The sequence below is a fragment of the Faecalibacterium sp. 3 genome (assembly GCF_048323735.1).
GTDB lineage: Bacteria > Bacillota > Clostridia > Oscillospirales > Ruminococcaceae > Faecalibacterium > Faecalibacterium wellingii.
On record NZ_JBLWFN010000001.1, the window covers coordinates 297,405 to 316,097 of the forward strand.

Genomic DNA, 18,693 nt, shown 5'->3' on the forward strand with positions numbered 1-18,693 from the left:
TTGCGTCTTTTGCAAAAAGTCGGTTTTTACGCAAAAACCGCCCGGCCGTTTTCCACGGCCGGGCGGTTTGCATGTTCAAAACTCGATCTGTATCACTCGATCAGGCCATTCAGCAGGGACAGGCACTTGCGGCTGTGCAGCTTGCGGATGGCCTTTGCCTCGATCTGGCGCACGCGCTCACGGGTAACGCCAAAGTCGCGGCCCACCTCTTCCAGCGTGCGGGGGCGGCCATCGTCCAGACCAAAACGCAGGCGGATGACCTTTTCCTCACGGGGGGTCAGGCTCTTGAGCGCCAGATTGATCTGCTGTGCCACCATGGCGCGGTCTGCGGCTTTGCCGGGAGCTTCGGCATTTTCGTCTGCGACGAAATCGCCCAGAGAGGAATCCTCTTCCTCACCCACGGGGCTTTCCAGACTTGCCGGCTCCTGTGCCATGCGCTGGATCTCACGCACGCGCTCCACGCTCATATCCATGGCCTTTGCCAGCTCTTCCGGGGTCGGCTCGTGGCCGTTCTGGTACACCAGCTGGTTGGTGGCCTGACGCATCCGGTTGATGGTCTCCACCATGTGCACCGGGATACGGATGGTGCGGGCCTGATCCGCAATGGCGCGGGTGATGGCCTGACGGATCCACCATGTCGCATAGGTGGAGAAGCGGAATCCACGGTCGCAGTCAAACTTCTCCGCAGCCTTGATCAGGCCGATGTTGCCCTCCTGGATCAGATCCAGAAATGCCAGATTGTGGCCCACATGCTTCTTGGCAATGGACACCACCAGACGCAGGTTCGCCTCGCTCAGGCTGCGGCGGGCGTTCAGGCCGTCGCGGCGGGTCTTGAGCAGCTCTGCGCGCTTTTCGTCGGTCAGGGGGCCGTTCTCCACGGCCTCCATGGCTTCCTCTTCTGCGGCCTTTTCCTCGGCATCCTCGGTGGGCTTCTCGTTGCCTTCCTCGTCCAGATCCTCGGTATAGCTGCGGCTGTTCTCGTCCTCTTCAAAGGAGAAGCGGGCGCTGTTCTTCTTGATGTACTCCGGCCCGCCGTATTTCTGACGGTCGGCCTGCAGGATATGCGCTGCCTCGGCACCGGCATGGATGCGGCGGCTCAGCTCCACCTCCTGCTCGGCGCTCAGCAGCGGGATCTGACCGATCTGCTTGAGGTAGTTCTTCACAGGGTCGTCCAGCAGCTCGTCCATGGCAGCCTTCAGGTCTGCGGGGTTCTCCTCGCTCTGCTCGTCCTCGTCCTCTGTGATGCCCAGATCATCGTTGTTGTTCTCGGCGCTCTCCACCTCTGCCATGATGCTGTCCACATCCAGCATCGGCTCCGTGTCCTCTTCCAGCACCTTGATCCCGCGTTCTTCCAGAAGGGTATAGAGCGTTTCCTCATCCATTCTGCACTGCGCAGCCAGCGCCTTGGCCTCCTTGGCCGAAATGGTGCCTTCGCCTTTCGTCAACAGTTCCTTTAAAGTCATGCCCATTTTGCTCTCTCCTTCTTGCTCCGGGGAAAATCCTGTAATAACGTGTTCCTGTGCATCAGATCACAAGTCCTCCGTTCACACCGAACACCTGTCCGGTGATGTAGCCGACATCCTCACCCGCCAGAAACACCAGCAGCCTTGCCACCTCATCTGCGCTGCCAAGACGGCCCACCGGGGTCTCCTCGGCCAGCGCCGCCTTATCCTCGGCGGTGAACGCTGCCATCATATCGGTATCGATGACCCCGGGCGCAACACAGTTCACTGTGATGCCGCTGGGGCCTTCTTCTTTGGCCAAAGCCTTGGTCAGGCCGATCAGGCCCGCCTTTGCTGCGGAGTAGTGCACCTCGCAGCTGCCGCCGGTCTGGCCCCACATGCTGCTCACCGTCAGGATGCGTCCGGCCTTGCGGCGGATCATGCCCGGCAGCGCCAGCTGACACAGGTGGAATGCACCGGTCAGGTTCACATCCAGCATGTGCTGCCACTCCTCCGGGGTGATGTCGGTGAACAGCTTCTGCTGGGCGATGCCCGCATTGCTCACCAGCACATCCACATGGCCCAGCGCCTGCTCTGCGGTGCGGAACGCAAGCTCGCAGCTGGCGCGGGACGCCACATCACACTGCACGGCGGTAATGCCGGGCAGCTGCTTTTCCAGTGCCGCAGCGGCTTCGGCGTTGCTGTGGTACAGCACCGCCACGCGGAAACCGGCCTCATAAAACACCCGGGCCGCAGCCGCACCGATGCCCCGGTCGCCGCCGGAGATCAAAACGCCCCGGCCATTGCCCGCAGACGGACGCGCCGCAGCTGCCTCTTCGGCTGCCGGTTTCTCCGGCTCCTGCGGCGGTTCTGGCGTCTCCGGCTCCGGGACCGGCTGCGGCGCAGGTTTTTCCAGCACCATCACCCGGGTGGGTTCGTCCACCGCAGATGCTGCCGGTGTCTCCTTCGGCCTTGGCGCTGCAGGCGGTTCCTGCGCAGCCTGTTCCGGCTGCGGCTCCTCGCCCGACAGATTGAACGTCAGTTCAAATTCATCTTCGTACAAGAGTATGGTCCTCCTGTCGTGTTCTCTGCACAGCAGCTGTGCGCCGTGCAGGAGATGTTCTGCCGCCCATCTCCCCCGGTCAACGTCCATTTCTTTTCCGGTCAAAGTCCGGCGCTTGGCGTGACAGGCAGGTGCGCAAGATGGGTTTCGACAAAACACCATTAAATAATATAGCACAATTTGCCGAAAAAAGAAAGTGGAAGCCGCCTGCTTTTTCACGCAGCTTCCACTTTTTTACGGTTTTTTCATATTCTGCCCCGGCTGTACCGGCGGTTTCCACTTCGGCTTTGCCGCAAGCCGTGCCCGCAGGTCTTTGAAAAACGCCTGCAAAAGCGCCTGTGCCTCCTCGGCACGCAGACCGCTTTCCACCACCGGATGGTGGTTGAAGGGCATGGCGAACAGGTCGGTCACGCTGCCGCAGCAGCCCGCCTTGGCGTCTGCCGCACCGTATACCACCCGCCGCACCCGGCTGTTGAGGATCGCTCCGGCGCACATGGGGCAGGGCTCCAGTGTAACGAACAGCTCACACTCCCACAGCCGCCAGCCGCCCAGCTTTTTGCACGCCGCATCGATGGCCAGCAGCTCTGCATGGTGCAGCGCGTTTTTTTCGGTCTCGCGGGTGTTGTGGGCCGCAGCGACCACCTCGCCCCTGCGGGCCACTACCGCCCCCACCGGCACCTCGCCCAGCGCCGCCGCCTTGCGGGCTTCCTCCAGCGCAAGGCCCATCAATTCAAAATCGGTCATAGGCTCCCCTTTATCCTGCTGCAAAAACCAGCAGATTATTCAATGTATGCAAAAGCATCCCCGGCCATACGCTTCCGGTGCGGCTGCGGATGGTGCCCAGCACAAGGCCGCACACCAGCGCATAGGCCATGCCTGCCGGGCCCCTATGCTGCACGGCAAACAGCACCGCCTGCAAAGCCACGGCCTGCCTCTCACCCAGCGGCCGAGCCAGCTGCTGGATGATGCCGCGGAACACCAGTTCTTCTACGATGGGCGCAGCGGCACAGCGGTGCACAAAGGCCCACATCCGGGCGGCTTCCTCCGGCACCTGCGGCAGGACCGCCGTCAGAACCTTGCCCGCCAGCAGGTAAGCCAGCGCACAGCCGAATGCGGCCAGCAGGGCCCTTGTTTTTTCATTTCGTTCCATGGCCCTGCCCTCCCTGCCGCATCAGTCAGCGTCTATCTTATCACATCCATTGGCCGCCGCGCAAGTATTTTGCGCTGTGACGAAGCAATTTTGGCCAGAGTGTACTGGAAAACGATTGACTTTTCCCTGCCGGTTCTGGTATAATGTTTTCCGACCTTTTATCAAAAATCGTTGACTAACATGATTTAAGCTCTCACTCACCGGAGATCCGGAGGTATTTTTATGATCCGCATTCTTACCGATTCTGCGTCCGACATCCTGCCTGCCGAGGCAGAGCAGCTGGGCGTGACCGTGATTCCTTTAAACGTGACGCTGGAGGACGGCGTCGTCCTGCGGGACGGCATCGACATGACCCCCAGCGCCTACTATGACCATCTGGCTTCCTGCCGCAAGCTGCCCACCACCAGCCAGCCCAGCCCGGAACTGTTCGAGAAGTTCTATCTGGAAGCCGCTGCTGCCGGGGACGAAGTGCTGGGCATCTTCCTGTCCCACGAGCTGTCCGGCACATGGCAGTGCGCAAAGCTGGCTGCAGACCTTGCCAATGTGGACAACGTGCTGTTTGTGGACAGTGCCAACGTGTGTCTGGGCGAAGCGCTGCTGGTGCGTCTGGCCGTACAGCTGCGGGACGCAGGCAAGACGCTGGTGCAGATCGCCACCGATCTGGAGCATGCCAAGGAGCATCTGCATCTGGTTGCCGCCATCGACGATCTGAAGTATCTGCGCAAGGGCGGCCGTCTGCCTGCCGCCGTGGCCGTCGCGGGCGGGATGCTGGGCATCAAGCCCCTTATCACCATCAAGGAGGGCAAGGTAGCCATGGCCGGCAAGGCCCGCGGCCTGCCCGGTGCCTATGTAGCCCTGTTCAAGAAGATCGACGAACTGGGCGGCATCAGTCCGGATTTTGCCACGGTTGCAGGCTACTCTGCCAGCCTGCGCGAAGTGCAGCCCATCCAGAACTACTTCCGGGATACTCTGGATCTGCCCGAACCGCTGGTGCGGCAGATCGGCTGCGTCATTGGCACCCACGCGGGCCCCGGCGCGTTCGGTCTGGCATTCTTCGACAAGGGGCTGGTGCTGGAATAAGCGACCACCGAAAAAAGATCATCCGACCAAAGCCGGGCAGCCCTGCGGGCTGCCCGGCTTGTTTTTTTGTTGGGGGCCACAAACTCCCGCAGTCAAAACCTGACGGTTTTGCCAGCTCCCTCGGAGAGGGAGCCTCTGGCGCGCCTGGCGCTCACAGCACTGCGTCCGAGATGAGCTTGCCCAGCAGCAACACCAGCACCACCAGCATCATGGGGCGGATGAAGCGTGCACCTTTTTTCAGGGCGAAATGGGAGCCCAGCAGGTTGCCCAGAATGTTGCTGACGGCGCAGGGGATGCCGATGTGGAACACCACCAGACCGTTCATCAGATAGGTGAACAGGCTGGCGTAGTTGCTGGCAAGATTCAGCACCTTGCCGTTGCCGTTGGCGGTGCGCAGGTCAAAACCCATCAGGGTGGTAAAGGCAATGATGGCAAAGGTGCCGGTGCCCGGGCCCACGATGCCGTCGTACAGGCCGATGCCCAAGCCGATGCCCAGCGCCAGCAGGATCTTTTTCAGGTTCAGGGTGCCGTCGTCCCGGTTCTGGTCCGGCAGGTCGCGCTGCCACAAAATGACCACTGCCGCCACCGGCAGGATGAGGAACATCATGGTGCGCAGCAGCTCATCGCTGAGCAGCAGCACGACATGCGCCCCCAGCGCACTGCCCGCAAAGCTGCCAATGGCTGCAAGGATGCCCACCTTCAGGTTCATGGCACCGTTTTTGAAAAAGTTGGCTGTGGCAAAGGTGGTGCCGCAGGCGGCGCTGAATTTGTTGGTAGCATAGGTGTAGTGGGGCGGCAGTCCGGCAAACAGATAGGCCGGCAGGCTGATAAGGCCGCCGCCTCCGGCTGCCGAGTCCACAAAGCCTGCAAAGCCCGTCATCAGAATGAGAAACGCCATCATCCATGGCGAGAGTGTGATACCCATTGTTATAATTCTCTCTATTTTTCCAGTTTTTTGTTTTTTGCACGTGCATTTCAGGACAGGAACAGCCGTCCCTCACAGGCCAGCACCTGATCCAGGATCATGCGGGACACCCTTGCACCGTACACCATGGCGGGATGTTCATTGTACTCGATGATATCCTGAAAGTCCTTGTTCATCAGCACGATGACATACTCGCCGTAGGGGGTATGGACGATGCCGCCATCGTTGCGGCAGGCGTTCATGCTGCCGCTCTTGCTGGCCACCCAGATGAGCTCCGGCGCACCGGTCTCCTCGCAGTCCAGATAATACTGGGGAAAATCGTGGGTCAGCATGGTATTGTAGTGCTGCTGGCGCAGGATGGAAAGCATCTCGGCACTGGCTTCCCGGCTGACCAGCTCCCCTTTTGCAATGCGGGCGAACAGCGCCGCATAGTCCCGGGGCGTGGTGGTGCCAAGCTGGCGGTAGCGGTCAAAGTGCAGCGGATTGTGCAGCACCGTGTGGGCAAAGCCCAGCTCCCGGATGCAGGCGTTGATGGTGTCCAGCCCCAGATAGTCGATGAGCATGTTGGTGGCGATGTTGTCCGAACAAATGATCATCATGGTGGCGGTGTCCTTCACCTTGAGCTTTGCGCCCACGCCCAGCGCCCGCAGCATGCCGCTGCCGTCCACAAACTGGCTCTGCTCGTAGGCAAGCTCGTCCGTAAGGCTGGCCCTGCCCCGCTGCACCTGCAAATACAGCGCCGCCAGAAGGAACGCCTTGATGGTGGATGCGGTCTCGAACTCCTCGTCCGCGCCCACCTCCACGGTATGGCCCTGCAGGTCGTCCACGAACACGCTCATTCTCCCCTGATAGCAGTACAGCTCCGCAGCAATGCGCTTTTCCAGCGTCATATTTTTATCCATATCGGCATATTCTCCGTTGTTATTACAGGTTTTCCTCAAAAAAGCGCATGGCGTTGCGGAAATAGATCCCCTCCACCTCGTCCTCGGTGAATCCCTCTTTGCGCAGGGCATCCGCCAGCAGCGGCAGGAAGGATGCATTTTCCAGCTGGTGGGGGCCATCGATGCCATCAAAATCGCTGCCAAGAGCGATCATCTGGGCACCGCCCACCTGTTTGTAGTGGGCCGCATGCTTCGCAATGAGCGCCGCCGTGCTGCGGCAGCGTTCCGGATGGGTGGGGTCGGCGTCCAGAAAGGGCGCATAGTAGTTCAGGCCCGCAATGCCGCCGCGCTCTGCCAGCGCACGGATCATCTCATCGGTCAGGTTGCGGGTGTGGGGTGCCAGTGCACGGCAGTTGGAGTGGCTGGCCGCAAAAGGCCGGGTGCCGTGCTCCACGATATCCCAGAAGCCCTTATCCGAAAGATGGCTCACATCCACGATCATGTGCAGCCGCTCCATCTCGGCCAGAAATTCAAAGCCTGTTCCGGTCAGACCCTTTTCGGTCTGGGGCACCAGTACGCCGCCGGGGTTCCGCTGCGGGCTTGCCAGCTCGTTTTCGTGGTTCCATGTCAGGGTCATCATGCGCGCACCCAGCTCATACATCCGGCGCAGCACCCCCACGCTGCCCTTGCAGCAGGCACCTTCCTCGATGGTGAGCATCCCGCTGATCTTTCCCGCCGCAGCATTCCGGCGGATGTCTGCCGCCGTGTACACCGGGGCAATGGAGTCCGGGTATGCCGCCATGATCCGCTTGAACCAGTCGATCTCCTCCAGTGCCGTCACCAGCGGGTCCGCCCCCGGGGCGGGGTCGTCCAGATTGACGAAGGCTGCAAAGCATTGCAGCAGATAGTCGCCTTTCTGTAATTTTTCAAGGTCGATGTGCAGATCGTTCTGCGCAAAGCTCTTGGGCCGTCCCGCCTTTTCGGCGCGGCGCAGCTCGCTGAGGGTGTCACAGTGCAGATCCCAGACTTTCATGGCAGTCTCTCCTTATTCTTCCTGCAGCAGCTGCAGCAGCTCTTCCGGCTTCATGGACAGGATCGCTCCGTCTGCCGAGCCGGTGACCGTCTCGGCAAGGTCCTGCTTTGCCTGCTGCAGCTCCACGATCTTTTCTTCAATGGTGTCCTGCGCAATGAGCTTGTACACCTGCACCGGATTGCGCTGGCCGATGCGGTAGGCGCGGTCGGTGGCCTGATTCTGCGCGGCCACGTTCCACCACGGGTCGTAGTGGATGACGATATCTGCCGCCGTCAGGTTCAGGCCGGTGCCGCCCGCCCGCAGCGAGATGAGGAACACATCCGCTTCGCCGCTGTTGAACCGGCGCACAAGCTCCGCACGCACCGGCTTTGGGGTGGAGCCCTGCAGGGTAAAGTGGCTCACGCCTGCTTCGTCCAGCCGTTTTGCCAGCAGTTCCAGCATGGAGGTGAACTGGCTGAACAGCAGGATGCGGTGTCCGCCCTCCACAGCAGCCGTCACCAGCTCCATGCAGGCGTCCAGCTTGGCGCTGCCGCCGTCCCAGTTGTCCGCCACAAGGCGGGGGTCGCAGCAGATCTCCCGCAGGCGCATGAGCACCGCGAACACCGCCATTTTATCCTCGGGCTTGGCGGCGCGCAGCTTTTCCCGCGCGTCCACCACAGCGGCAAGGTAGAGCTTGCGCTGCTGCTCGTCCAGCTCGATGCGGTGGAGGTTCTCGGTCTTGGGCGGCAGCTCTTTAAGCACCTCGGACTTCATGCGCCGCAGGATGAACGGCCCGGTCAGCTGGTTCAGCCGCCGCAGGGCATCCTTGTCCTCCTCCTGCACGATGGGCTTTTCAAACCGGGCGCAGAAGCTCTTGTAGGGCGGCAGATACCCCGGCATCAGGAAGGAGAAGATGCTCCACAATTCGCCCAAACGGTTTTCCACCGGGGTGCCGGTAAGGGCGAACCGCACTTTGCTGTTCACCCCGCACACCGCCTTGTATTTCTGGGTGGTGTGGTTCTTGATGGCCTGGGCTTCGTCCAGAATGCAGGCATAGAACGCCTGTTCCGCATACCGCTCTTCGTCCCGGCGCAGCAGGTCGTAGCTGGTCACCACAAGGTCGGCGTTTTGCCACTGCTTTGCCAGCTCGGCACGGTGGGCGGCGTCGCCGTCCACCGCCACACAGATGAGCTGCGGCGTGAACTTTTTGCATTCCTCCTGCCAGTTGAGCACCAGCGACGCCGGGCAGACGATGAGGCTGGGCAGGGTCTGCCCGCTTTCCTTCATGGCCAGCAGGTAGCTGAGCACCTGCACCGTTTTGCCAAGGCCCATATCATCGGCCAGAATGCCGCCCATACCGTAGCCGTCCAGCGTGCGCAGCCAGCGGTAGCCGTCCCTCTGGTACTTGCGCAGCACGTTGTGCAGGCTTTCCGGCGGGGTATACTCGCTGTCCTTCACGGCATGGAAGCTGCGGCTGATGCGGCGGAAGGCATCGTCGCGGTTGAAGCGCAGGCCGTTCTGGCCCGAGAGCGCCCAGTCCAGACTGGGTGCCCGGTAAAGCGGCAGTTCGGCGTGGCCGTTCCGGAGCCGGACGCCGGAAAGCTCCAGCGTATCGTTCAACTCATCCAGCCCTTCCAGACTGTCGTCCAGCCGCAGCAGGCTCCCGTCCCGCAGGCGGTGGTAGCGCTTTTTCTGGTGAAGGGAGCGCAGCAGCTCTTTCAGCTCGGTCACCGGGAACTCGCCGGTATCCACTTCCAGATCCAGCACGCTGCCGTGCACCGAAACACCCACCGTGATGCGCGGCGGCGCGGCCTGCAGGCTGCGGAATGCATCGCTCAGGTAGACTTCGCCCTCTGCCAGCAGGGCCGGGATGCCTTCTTCCAGCAGACGGCAGATCTCTTCCTCGTCGGCGGTGCCGTACACTTCCTCATTGCCGCCGACGCCGGGCTGCAGATAGGAAGCCAGCAGCCGCTTTGCACGACTCTCGGCACGCACATCCCGCAAGAGGCCCGCCGGGGCCGGGGCAAACGGCGTGACCTTATCCTCTCCGTACAGAAATTCCGCGTGGGCCTCAATGCGGAAGCTGTCCGGCGCATCCAGATAGAACTGCACCACCGGCTCCAGCGGGATCTGGTTCAGCAGCAGGCGTTCCGGGTCCACGATGTTCAGCCTGCTGCCCAGCTCCGGCAGCACATAGCTGCAAAAGGCCGTGGCATCTGCGCTGGTAAAGAACAGGCTCTTGCCGCCCAGCGCCTGCAATGCGGGCAGGATGCGGGTGCACCCGGGCCGCTGCAGCCGCCAGAGCGTATCCTCGCTGAACAGGTAATCATAATCCAGCCCCTGCACAGCGGAAAGTGCGGGTTCGCCTTCCACCTGCACGCCGCCGCGGCTGCGTGCCACGGTCAGGGTGACTGCGGGCAGACCCTCCCGCAGCTCGTAGCCGCCCAGAAAGCCGGTGTGTGCGTACATCTGAACCAAGGCGTCAAAGTTTTCTCCAGTCAGGATCATGCCGCCTGCCGGGCCCTGCTCGGCCCCGCCATACACCCGCACTGCAGCCTTATCCAGACTCTGCCTTGCGCTCACCTGACGGCGCAGCAGCTGCAAAAGGGCGCGGGACTCCTCATCAAAGGCATCCCACCGGTGCACAAAGGCCAGCGCCTTTCCGTAACTGACGCTGCGGCCGTGTTCGATGTTTTCCAAAAGATCCGGGATGCTCTTGACCACATACTGCCGCCCGCCGTCCGAAATGCGCAGCCGCAGCCATGGCTGCGCGCCGGGCAGCAGGGTCAGCTCCGGTTCCAGTCGGACAAAACCGGTGCGCTGGGGCACCTCGCCGCCGCCAAGATCCTCCAGCGCGGCTTCCTTATAGGTATCCAGCAGCCTGCGGGCTTCGTGGTCCGACACCGGCGCTTCTCCGTGCCACTTTTTGCCAAACAGCATCTCCAGACCGGAAGCGTAGCTGTCGCGGCGGGATGGCTCTGTTCCCAGCCCGGCAGTGCCCCGCACCACGCCCGGAATGGCATCCGGCTTTGCCGCCGGTGCAGGGGCATTCTTTTCGGCATCGTCCAGCAGCAATGCGCCGATATGCTTGCAGTAGGCACCCTCGCCGTTCTGGTTATACGGGCAGCTGCAGGACGCGCTGACAAAGCTGCCGTTTTCCCGCAGCCATGCCTGCGTGTAGTAATAGCTGCCACCACTGCCCTGCACCATGGCCGAAATGTGGCGCACCCCATCGGCGTTGACGGTGCAGGTGCTCTGCTGGATGCGCCTGCGGTATTTTTTGACCCGCTCAAAAACAGTTTCGCCCAAAAGCGCGCGGATCTCGTCTGCATCCATGGCTGTTCCCTCCCGGTCTCAGAAGCTGGTAATAAACCTTTTTATCTTATAAGAATACCGCACCCCGCTCCCGGATGCAAGTGGAAGTTGCGGCTCCTTTTGGGTACAAAAAATCCCGCTCCTTTTAAAGAAGCGGGATCATTTTCCGGTTTTACGGTCACTCGGCAGGCTTGGTCAGCTCGGAGTCGGTCTCAAGGGCGCGCTCGCGAATCTTTTCCAGCGTCTGCTCGCTCAGGATATGCTCTGCCTTACAGGCGTCCTCGGCGGCAGTCTTTTCGTCCACGCCCAGCTGCATAAAGAAGTGGGTCAGCAGACGGTGACGGCCATAGATACGCTCTGCGATCTCGCGGCCCGGTGCCAGCAGGGTCAGGTTGCCCTCGCCGTCCACCGCGATATAGCCGTTCTCGCGCAGCTTTTTCATGGCAATGCTGACGCTTGCCTTGGTAAAGCCCAGCTCATTGACAACGTCAATGGAACGCACACGGCCCATCCGCTGGGTGAGCATAAGGATCGTTTCAAGATAATCTTCTGCGGATTGGTGGATCTGCATGGTATGTTTGCCTCCTGTCTGTGCCGGGATGCAAAGCACCACGGTTTCATATAGTACAAGATATCACACTTTTGACCGATGTGCAAGCAATTCGCGGAAGTTTGTTAAAGCAAACCAATTTTCTTCTGCATAAATCTGCTGTTTTGACCACATCTTAGCCGGTTTGGTTTTGGCTTGTTTGCATAAAAAGCAGTTCGATGCGGCCAACGGGAGCAGACGGAGAGGGCGAAGCCCGTTTGTCTTTTATCTGCTCTCCAGATATGCCGCCGGGCCGGACTGGTACAGATCGCCGCCGTGGGCGTCCAGGATCACCGTCAGCGGCATATCCTTCACGGTCAGGCGGCGCACCGCTTCACAGCCAAGATCCGGCCATGCGATGACTTCCAGCGTCTGGACGCTCTTTGCCATCAGGGCACCGGCACCGCCCAGAGCGGCCAGATACACCGCGCCGTTGCGTACCACAGCAGCCTTTACGGCGTCGTCACGCTTGCCCTTGCCGATCATGATCTTGTTGCCAAGGTCCAGCAGGCGCGGGCTCATGGCGTCCATGCGTCCGCTGGTGGTGGGCCCTGCCGAGCCGATCACCTCGCCCGGCCGCTCCGGCGTAGGGCCTACGTAGTAGATGGCGCTGCCTTCAAGTTCAAAGGGCAGCGTTTCCCCCTTATCCAGCGCTTCGGTCATGCGCTTGTGAGCCTGATCCCGGGCGGTGTACACCACGCCGGAAAGCAGCACCGTATCGCCCGCCTTGAGCGGGGCAAGATCCTGCACGGTGCAGGGGGTGGTCAGTCTGTATTCCATAAGCTCTCCCCTCCTTACAGCTCCGCGCTGGCGCGGCGGGTCACATGGCAGGAAACGTTCACTGCCGCAGGCAGGCCTGCCACATGGGTAGGCATCTGCTCGATGGCAAGGCCCAGACAGGTGGTTTTGCCGCCAAAACCCTGGGGGCCGATGCCCAGCTCATTGATGGCGGCCAGCAGCTCCTGTTCCAGCTGTGCGTAATAGGGGTCGGGGTTCGGGACATCCAGCGGACGCAGCAGGGCCTTCTTTGCCAGATACGCCACCTTGTCAAAGCTGCCGCCCACGCCGATGCCCAGCACGATGGGCGGGCAGGGATTGGAGCCTGCCAGCTTCACCGTGTCCAGCACGAACCTCTTGAAGCCCTCTACGCCGTCGGCGGGCTTGAGCATCTGGATGCGGCTCATGTTCTCGCTGCCAAAGCCCTTGGGTGCCACCGTGATGCGGCAGCCCTCGCCGTCCACCAGATGCACTGTGATGGCCGCCGGGGTGTTGTCGCCGGTATTGCCCCGGCGCAGCGGATCGGCTACGATGCTCTTGCGCAGATAGCCGTCGGTGTAGCCCCGGCGCACGCCCTCATGGATGGCAGCTTCAAAGCTGCCGTCGATGTGCACATCGGTGCCCAGCTCCACGAACACGCAGGCCATGCCGGTGTCCTGACAGATGGGCAGGTTTTCCTCTCTGGCTGCAGAGAGATTGGACCACAAAAGGTCAAGGGTATTCTTGGCCAGCGGCCACGGCTCTTCCTGCCGGGCCTTGTCCAGCGCCGCCTGCACGTCCTGCGGCAGGCGTGTATTGGCTTCGATGCACAGCCGTGCAACGGTATCCGTGATCTCCTGTGCGGAAATGGTTCTCATAACCCTGTCCTCCGCTTACAGACGGGCCACGCCGGTCTCACGGGCAGCCTTTGCCACGGCGTTTGCCACAGCCTCGGCCACGCGGGGGTCGAACGCGCCGGGGATGATGTTCTCCTCGCTGCGGTCGGCATCGGTGATGAGGTCGGCGATGGCGTAGGCAGCGGCCAGCTTCATCTCATTGTTGATGTCCCGGGCACGGACGCTGAGCGCGCCCTTGAACAGGCCGGGGAAGCACAGCACGTTGTTGACCTGATTGGGGAAGTCGCTGCGGCCGGTGGCCATCACCCGCACGCCGCCGGCCTTGGCCTCGTCCGGCATGATCTCCGGGGTGGGGTTGGCCATGGCAAAGACGATGGCGTCCTTGTTCATGGTCTTGCACAGCTCCGTGGTCAGGATGCCGGGCTTGGACACGCCGATGAACACATCGGCACCTTCCAGTGCCTCCTTCAGGCCGCCCTTGATCTGGCGGGGGTTGGTCACCTCGCCCAGCCAGTTCTTGTGGGCCTCGGCGCTGTTGCAGCCCTTGTACAGGGTGCCGAACTGATCCACTGCAATGATGTCCTTTGCGCCTGCGGTCATGAGCATCTTGATGATGGCAGTACCGGCAGCACCGGGGCCGTTCAGCACGATGTGCACATCCTCCATCTTCTTGCCCACCACACGCAGGGCGTTGATGAGGGCAGCAGTGACCACGATCGCGGTGCCGTGCTGGTCATCGTGGAACACCGGGATGTCCAGCTCCCGCTCCAAGGTTTCCTCGATCTCAAAGCACTCGGGGCTCTTGATGTCCTCCAGATTGATGCCGCCAAAGGTGGGCGCAATGGCCTTGCAGGCAGCAATGACGCTGGCAGCATCGTGGGCGTCGATGCAGATGGGGAAGGCATCCACGCCGCCGAACTCCTTGAACAGCACCGCCTTGCCCTCCATGACCGGCAGACCGGCCTCCGGGCCGATATCGCCCAGGCCCAGCACAGCCGTGCCGTTGGAAACGACCGCCACCATGTTGCCCTTGAAGGTGTACTTATACACGTCCTCGGGGTTTTCCTTGATCTTGCGGCAGGGCTCTGCCACGCCGGGGGTGTAGGCGGTGGACAGGTCGTCGCGGGTAGCGACCTCCACCTTGCTCACGATGCCCACCTTGCCTTTGTGGGTCTCGTGCATTTCCAGAGCAGCTTTATTGTAATCCATTTAAATTTCCTCCATTGCGGTTCGCATCCTCGCCCTCTCTCAGCGGAAAAGCCTCCCTCATTGAGGGAGGGGCCTTATGTTCCCGGGAAGGCTCACTTATTTTTATTGTAACAGAACCGCCTGCCCATTTCCACCGCTTTTGCCCATTTTTGCGCCCACAGGCAGGCAAAAGTGATACAAACCCGCCGCAGGATTTGTGGAAATTTTGCAAAAAACTTTTCTTTTGCCGTCAGAACGTATATAATGGATGGGAGTCTATCCCGGTTTTACGGCCCGAGCATCCTGCGGGCCGATTTTTATGGAGGTATTTCTTTTGAAAAACAACACCAAAAAACTCCTGTGCATCCTGCTGGCCCTTGCCGCAGTGGTGTGCATCATCGTTGCCTGCTTCACGCTGAGCAGACGCAAGCAGACCGACAGTGCATCTTCCGGCAGTGCATCTTCCACTGTTGCGTCCGTCTCACAGTTTGGTTCTGTGGCCGACTTCGACTATGAGACCTTTGATTACAGCGATGGTCTGGACGAAAACGGCTATTGGAGCGGCATCAAAGCGCTGGACTATGTGACCCTGCCGGAGAACTTCGGCTCCATCGCCCTGAAGGAGAGCGACCTGACCCCCACCGAAGATGAGCTGCAGCAGCAGATGGACAGCCTGCTGAACCAGTACACCACCTCCCAGCCCGTTACCGGCCGTGCCGCCCAGAGCGGGGATGTTGCCAACATCGATTACACCGGCACCGTGGACGGCGTGGCCTTTACCGGCGGCACTGCCACCGGCTACGACCTGACGCTGGGCAGCGGTTCCTTCATCGATGGCTTTGAGGACCAGATCATCGGCCACAATGTGGGCGATACCTTTGATGTGACCGTCACCTTCCCGGACGGCTACGGCGATTCTACCGACGCCGAGGGCAACACGATCACCCTCAGCGGCAAGGAAGCCGTGTTCAGCGTGACCCTGAATTCCCTTTCCGAGAACGTGATCCCCGAACTGACCGATGAATGGGTGGAGTCCAACTTTGGCGTCAGCGACGATTTGCACACCGCCGACCAGCTGCGCAGCTACTTCAGCGATGCGCTGTATGCCAACAACTACGACAACGCCATCGTGGACTACCTGATGGCCAATTCCACCTTCAAGGAGCTGCCTGCCGAGATCACCAGCTACTACATCCGCATGTTCCTGAACCACTACAACCAGTATGCCACCGCCTACAGCATGGATCTGAACGCCTTTGCCCAGACGCAGGGCTACACCAGTGCGGATGCCATGCTGGCCGCTTCGGATGCCTATTTTGAGCATCTGGCAAAGCAGGATCTGATCTTTCAGGCCGTGGCCGAAGCCAAGAGCCTTGCTCCCACGCAGGAAGAACTGGACGACGCCAACAGCACCTATGCCGACACCTACGGTGAGAACCGTGCGCACCTGAACGCTCTGCAGGCCTGTGTACTGGCCTGGCTGGAAGAGAATGCCACCGTAGCGTAAAAACAGAGGAAAATTTATCTTTCATTTGCAGCTCCGAAAAGCCTGCGGGCTTTTCGGAGCTGCTTTTTCACAGGAAGGGCCGGAGCTTTCAGATGCTGTTTTTCTTTGCGGCCCCTTCTGGAAAAAAAGCAATACCGGACAGACCGCAGTCTGTCCGGTATTGCTCTAATAAAAAATAGTATTTCCGCTATTTATGCCCAGAGCGGAGCGGCGGGTATTTCAAATCGTCAAGCGTTCTCTTTCTTTCCGCCGTTCAGCTTCCAGAGCAGCCATGCATAGAAGTAATTCATCAGCAGGATAGCGATGCACCACAGCACCGACGCCTGCACGCTCTGGTCATACACCTTCATGAAGGGATACGGCCCATCCACCACGCGCTGGATGTTCAGCCACAAAATGATGCCGCCATACAGCACCGTGGGCAGCAGCGCCCACTTGACCGTGCTGCGGGGCAGGCGCGGTGTGCGCTCCAGCAGCACAAAGGAGAAGATGGCCGCCAGCGGGTTGAGCAGATGATGGTACAGCATGGAGCTGGTGCACAGCATGATGTACCAGCCGTTTCCGTCCTCATACATGGGGCCCAGCACGAACACCACCGTGAGAAAGGTCATGGTCAGGCAGCAGGTGGCGATATACTTGAGGGTGTGCAGCCAGCGCGGCAGTTCCCTGCCGGTAAAGATGCACACCAGCTGGCCCACCGCCACCATGGCGCAGATGCAGGCCGAAAGGATGTTGGAATCCTCCGTGTAGAAAATGAACATCTGCTCTTTGCCCCAATCCCAGCTCATGGGCAGGGCAATGGGCTCCGCCCAGACGATGAACAGGTTCAGCACGATGGAGAGCAGGCGGCGCACTGTATCAGCAAATTTTTTCATGGAAAGCCTTTCCGTCTTGTAATATTTCCTCGAAAATTTGAAAAAGGGCAGGTCTCCCTGCCCTTTTTCAAAAAACGCTTTATTTTGCGGTGTTGATGAAGCTGCGGTTGTCCCACAGGTACTTGATGCCGGAAATGGCCGTCACGGCAGCCACCAGCCAGCACAGCACCACCGAGGCTCCCACAACCATGACCGTGGCATCCCAGGACACATTCGCCGCAATCGCCATGCCAAAGAAGTAGAAGATGATGCTCAGCATCTGCAGCACGGTCTTCACCTTGCCCCACATGTTGGCGGCGATCACCTTGCCGTCCTTGGCGCCGGCGGCCACCATGCGCAGGCCGGACACGGCAAATTCGCGGGCCAGAATGATGCACAGCACCACCGGGCTGCACACGCCGTCCCGCATCATGTAGATGAAGGCCACGGTGGTCAGCAGCTTGTCAGCCAGCGGGTCGGCAAACTTGCCGAAATCGGTCACCATGTTCCACTTGCGGGCCAGATGGCCGTCCAGAAAATCGGTAAAGCTGGCAGCGGCAAAGACGATGCCTGCGATCAGGTAATACGTCGGCTGGAAGGAGCCATCCGCGATGCCGTTCAGACCGGTCAGGGACGCAAAGATCATGAACACGGGCACCAGCAGGATGCGGGTCAGGGTAAGCTTATTGGGCAGATTCATACAGATTCCTCCAATTTGTTATTTTGCAACAGTGCCATACAGATCGTAAAGGTCGCTGTCGTCCACCAGAACATCATAGAACTGGCCGGGATACAGCGGTTCCTCGCTGGAAACGCACACATTGCCGTCCACCTCAGGGGCGTCGCCGGTGGTGCGGCACAGATACAGGCCGCTCTCCTCGTCGATGCCGTCACAAAGCACATGCACGGTCTGGCCCACCTTTTCGGCCTGCTTCTGGGCCATGATGCCGGTCTGGATCTGCATCACCAGTTCGGCGCGCCTGTCCTTGGTCTCCTGATCGATCTGACCGTCCATTCTGGCGGCAACGGTGTTTTCCTCGGCCGAGTAGGCAAAGCAGCCCAGACGGTCGAACTTTACTTCCTTGACAAAATTGCACAGATCCTCGAACTGCTCCTCGGTCTCGCCGGGGAAGCCTGCGATCAGGGTGGTGCGCAGGGTGATGCCGGGGATCTCGCGGCGCAGCTTGCCGATCACCTCCAGCAGCTCGGCGCGGTTGGAACGGCGGTTCATATTCTTAAGGATGGTATCGTTGCAGTGCTGGATGGGCAGGTCAAGGTAGGGCACCACTTTCTCATTGCGCTTCATAGCGGCAATGAACTCGTCCGTGATGCGCTCCGGGTAAGCGTACATAATGCGGATCCACTCGAGGCCCGGCACCTTGTTCAGCTTATCCAGCAGCTCGCAGATGCTGCCGGGCTTGCCCCAGTCCTCGCCGTAGGCGGTGGGGTCCTGCGCGACCACGATCAGCTCTTTTACGCCCTCACCGGCCAGCCAGCGGGCCTCGGCCACGCAGTCGGCCATATCGCGGCTGTGCAGCGGGCCGCGGATGCCGGGGATGGCGCAGTAGTGGCAGCGGTTGTTGCAGCCCTCTGCAATTTTTAAGTACGCATAGTGGGCGGGCGTGCCGATGACACGCTTGCCGCCCAGCGGAAAGTCCTTTTTGGCACCGTAGCTTTCCAGATGATCCTCACCATGGAACAGGCGGGCCACGATGGTGTCGATGGCCTTGTTGGAGGCACAGCCCACCACCGCGTCCACCTCGGGGATCTCTTCCTCGATCTGGCTGCGGTAGCGCTCGGCAAGACAGCCGGTGACGATGACCTTCAGCTCCGGATTCTGCTGCTTGTAGGAGCAGGCTTCCAGAATGTTTTCAATGGCTTCGGTCTTGGCGCTCTCGATAAAGCCGCAGGTGTTCACAAGGATCACATCTGCTTCGGCCAGATCTGCCACGGTCTCATGGCCGGCAGACAGCAGGATGTGCACCATCACATCCAGATCGACCTGATTTTTGGGGCAGCCAAGGGAGATACATGCAATTTTCATAGGGGGTGATACTCTCTTTCTCTTTTGAGG

General features: G+C 60.6%; 17 protein-coding genes. 2 read left to right on the top strand and 15 right to left on the bottom strand.

Annotated features, from left to right (window positions below; genetic code table 11):
• Positions 1-92: 92 nt before the first annotated feature.
• The 4 genes from ACNSPV_RS01325 to ACNSPV_RS01340 all read right to left on the bottom strand — a co-directional run bounded on the left by ACNSPV_RS01325 (position 93) and on the right by ACNSPV_RS01340 (position 3,655).
• A complete protein-coding gene (locus tag ACNSPV_RS01325; protein ID WP_249237452.1) occupies positions 93-1,469 on the bottom strand; it encodes a sigma-70 family RNA polymerase sigma factor in 1,377 nt (458 codons plus the stop codon).
• Between the two features lie 55 nt (positions 1,470-1,524).
• Entirely contained in the window at positions 1,525-2,505 is a 981-nt protein-coding gene (gene ymfI, locus ACNSPV_RS01330; RefSeq protein ID WP_348584855.1) for an elongation factor P 5-aminopentanone reductase, read from the bottom strand.
• Between the two features lie 234 nt (positions 2,506-2,739).
• Positions 2,740-3,249, bottom strand: a complete 510-nt coding sequence (locus ACNSPV_RS01335) for a nucleoside deaminase (protein WP_339394986.1) — start codon at positions 3,247-3,249, stop codon at positions 2,740-2,742.
• Between the two features lie 10 nt (positions 3,250-3,259).
• Positions 3,260-3,655, bottom strand: a complete 396-nt coding sequence (locus ACNSPV_RS01340) for a CPBP family intramembrane glutamic endopeptidase (RefSeq protein WP_348584854.1) — start codon at positions 3,653-3,655, stop codon at positions 3,260-3,262.
• Positions 3,656-3,877: 222 nt separating this feature from the next.
• Here ACNSPV_RS01340 and ACNSPV_RS01345 point away from each other — a divergent pair, with 222 nt between their 5' ends.
• Complete coding sequence (locus ACNSPV_RS01345) at positions 3,878-4,735, top strand: DegV family protein (RefSeq protein WP_348584853.1); 858 nt, start codon at positions 3,878-3,880, stop codon at positions 4,733-4,735.
• A gap of 151 nt (positions 4,736-4,886) precedes the next feature.
• Here the strand turns inward: ACNSPV_RS01345 and ACNSPV_RS01350 are convergent, their stop codons facing one another.
• The 8 genes from ACNSPV_RS01350 to ACNSPV_RS01385 form a co-directional block, all read right to left on the bottom strand.
• On the bottom strand, positions 4,887-5,660 hold the full coding sequence (locus ACNSPV_RS01350) for a TSUP family transporter (protein WP_348584852.1): 774 nt from the start codon (positions 5,658-5,660) through the stop codon (positions 4,887-4,889).
• Between the two features lie 50 nt (positions 5,661-5,710).
• Positions 5,711-6,562 carry a serine hydrolase gene (locus tag ACNSPV_RS01355; protein WP_348584851.1) on the bottom strand — a complete coding sequence of 284 codons (852 nt, stop codon included), beginning with the start codon at positions 6,560-6,562 and terminating at the stop codon, positions 5,711-5,713.
• Positions 6,563-6,584: 22 nt separating this feature from the next.
• A complete protein-coding gene (locus ACNSPV_RS01360) occupies positions 6,585-7,574 on the bottom strand; it encodes a dipeptidase (RefSeq protein WP_348584850.1) in 990 nt (329 codons plus the stop codon).
• Between the two features lie 12 nt (positions 7,575-7,586).
• The gene (locus ACNSPV_RS01365) at positions 7,587-10,889 is read right to left on the bottom strand and encodes a DEAD/DEAH box helicase (RefSeq protein WP_348584849.1); all 3,303 of its coding nucleotides are present in this window, start codon (positions 10,887-10,889) and stop codon (positions 7,587-7,589) included.
• 157 nt (positions 10,890-11,046) lie between these two features.
• A complete protein-coding gene (locus ACNSPV_RS01370) occupies positions 11,047-11,439 on the bottom strand; it encodes a metal-dependent transcriptional regulator (RefSeq protein ID WP_249237461.1) in 393 nt (130 codons plus the stop codon).
• A gap of 243 nt (positions 11,440-11,682) precedes the next feature.
• On the bottom strand, positions 11,683-12,237 hold the full coding sequence (locus ACNSPV_RS01375) for a Fe-S-containing hydro-lyase (RefSeq protein WP_348584848.1): 555 nt from the start codon (positions 12,235-12,237) through the stop codon (positions 11,683-11,685).
• A gap of 14 nt (positions 12,238-12,251) precedes the next feature.
• A complete protein-coding gene (locus tag ACNSPV_RS01380; protein WP_348584847.1) occupies positions 12,252-13,091 on the bottom strand; it encodes a fumarate hydratase in 840 nt (279 codons plus the stop codon).
• Between the two features lie 15 nt (positions 13,092-13,106).
• A complete protein-coding gene (locus tag ACNSPV_RS01385) occupies positions 13,107-14,279 on the bottom strand; it encodes an NAD(P)-dependent malic enzyme (protein WP_348584846.1) in 1,173 nt (390 codons plus the stop codon).
• A gap of 313 nt (positions 14,280-14,592) precedes the next feature.
• Here ACNSPV_RS01385 and ACNSPV_RS01390 point away from each other — a divergent pair, with 313 nt between their 5' ends.
• The gene (locus tag ACNSPV_RS01390; RefSeq protein WP_348584845.1) at positions 14,593-15,765 is read left to right on the top strand and encodes a trigger factor; all 1,173 of its coding nucleotides are present in this window, start codon (positions 14,593-14,595) and stop codon (positions 15,763-15,765) included.
• A 227-nt stretch (positions 15,766-15,992) separates the two neighbouring features.
• Here the strand turns inward: ACNSPV_RS01390 and ACNSPV_RS01395 are convergent, their stop codons facing one another.
• From ACNSPV_RS01395 to rimO, 3 genes are all read right to left on the bottom strand, one after another.
• Positions 15,993-16,640, bottom strand: a complete 648-nt coding sequence (locus ACNSPV_RS01395) for a hypothetical protein (protein ID WP_097777153.1) — start codon at positions 16,638-16,640, stop codon at positions 15,993-15,995.
• Positions 16,641-16,719: 79 nt separating this feature from the next.
• Positions 16,720-17,319, bottom strand: a complete 600-nt coding sequence (gene pgsA, locus ACNSPV_RS01400; RefSeq protein WP_348584844.1) for a CDP-diacylglycerol--glycerol-3-phosphate 3-phosphatidyltransferase — start codon at positions 17,317-17,319, stop codon at positions 16,720-16,722.
• Between the two features lie 18 nt (positions 17,320-17,337).
• The gene (rimO, locus tag ACNSPV_RS01405; protein ID WP_348584843.1) at positions 17,338-18,663 is read right to left on the bottom strand and encodes a 30S ribosomal protein S12 methylthiotransferase RimO; all 1,326 of its coding nucleotides are present in this window, start codon (positions 18,661-18,663) and stop codon (positions 17,338-17,340) included.
• Between the last annotated feature and the right edge of the window lie 30 nt (positions 18,664-18,693).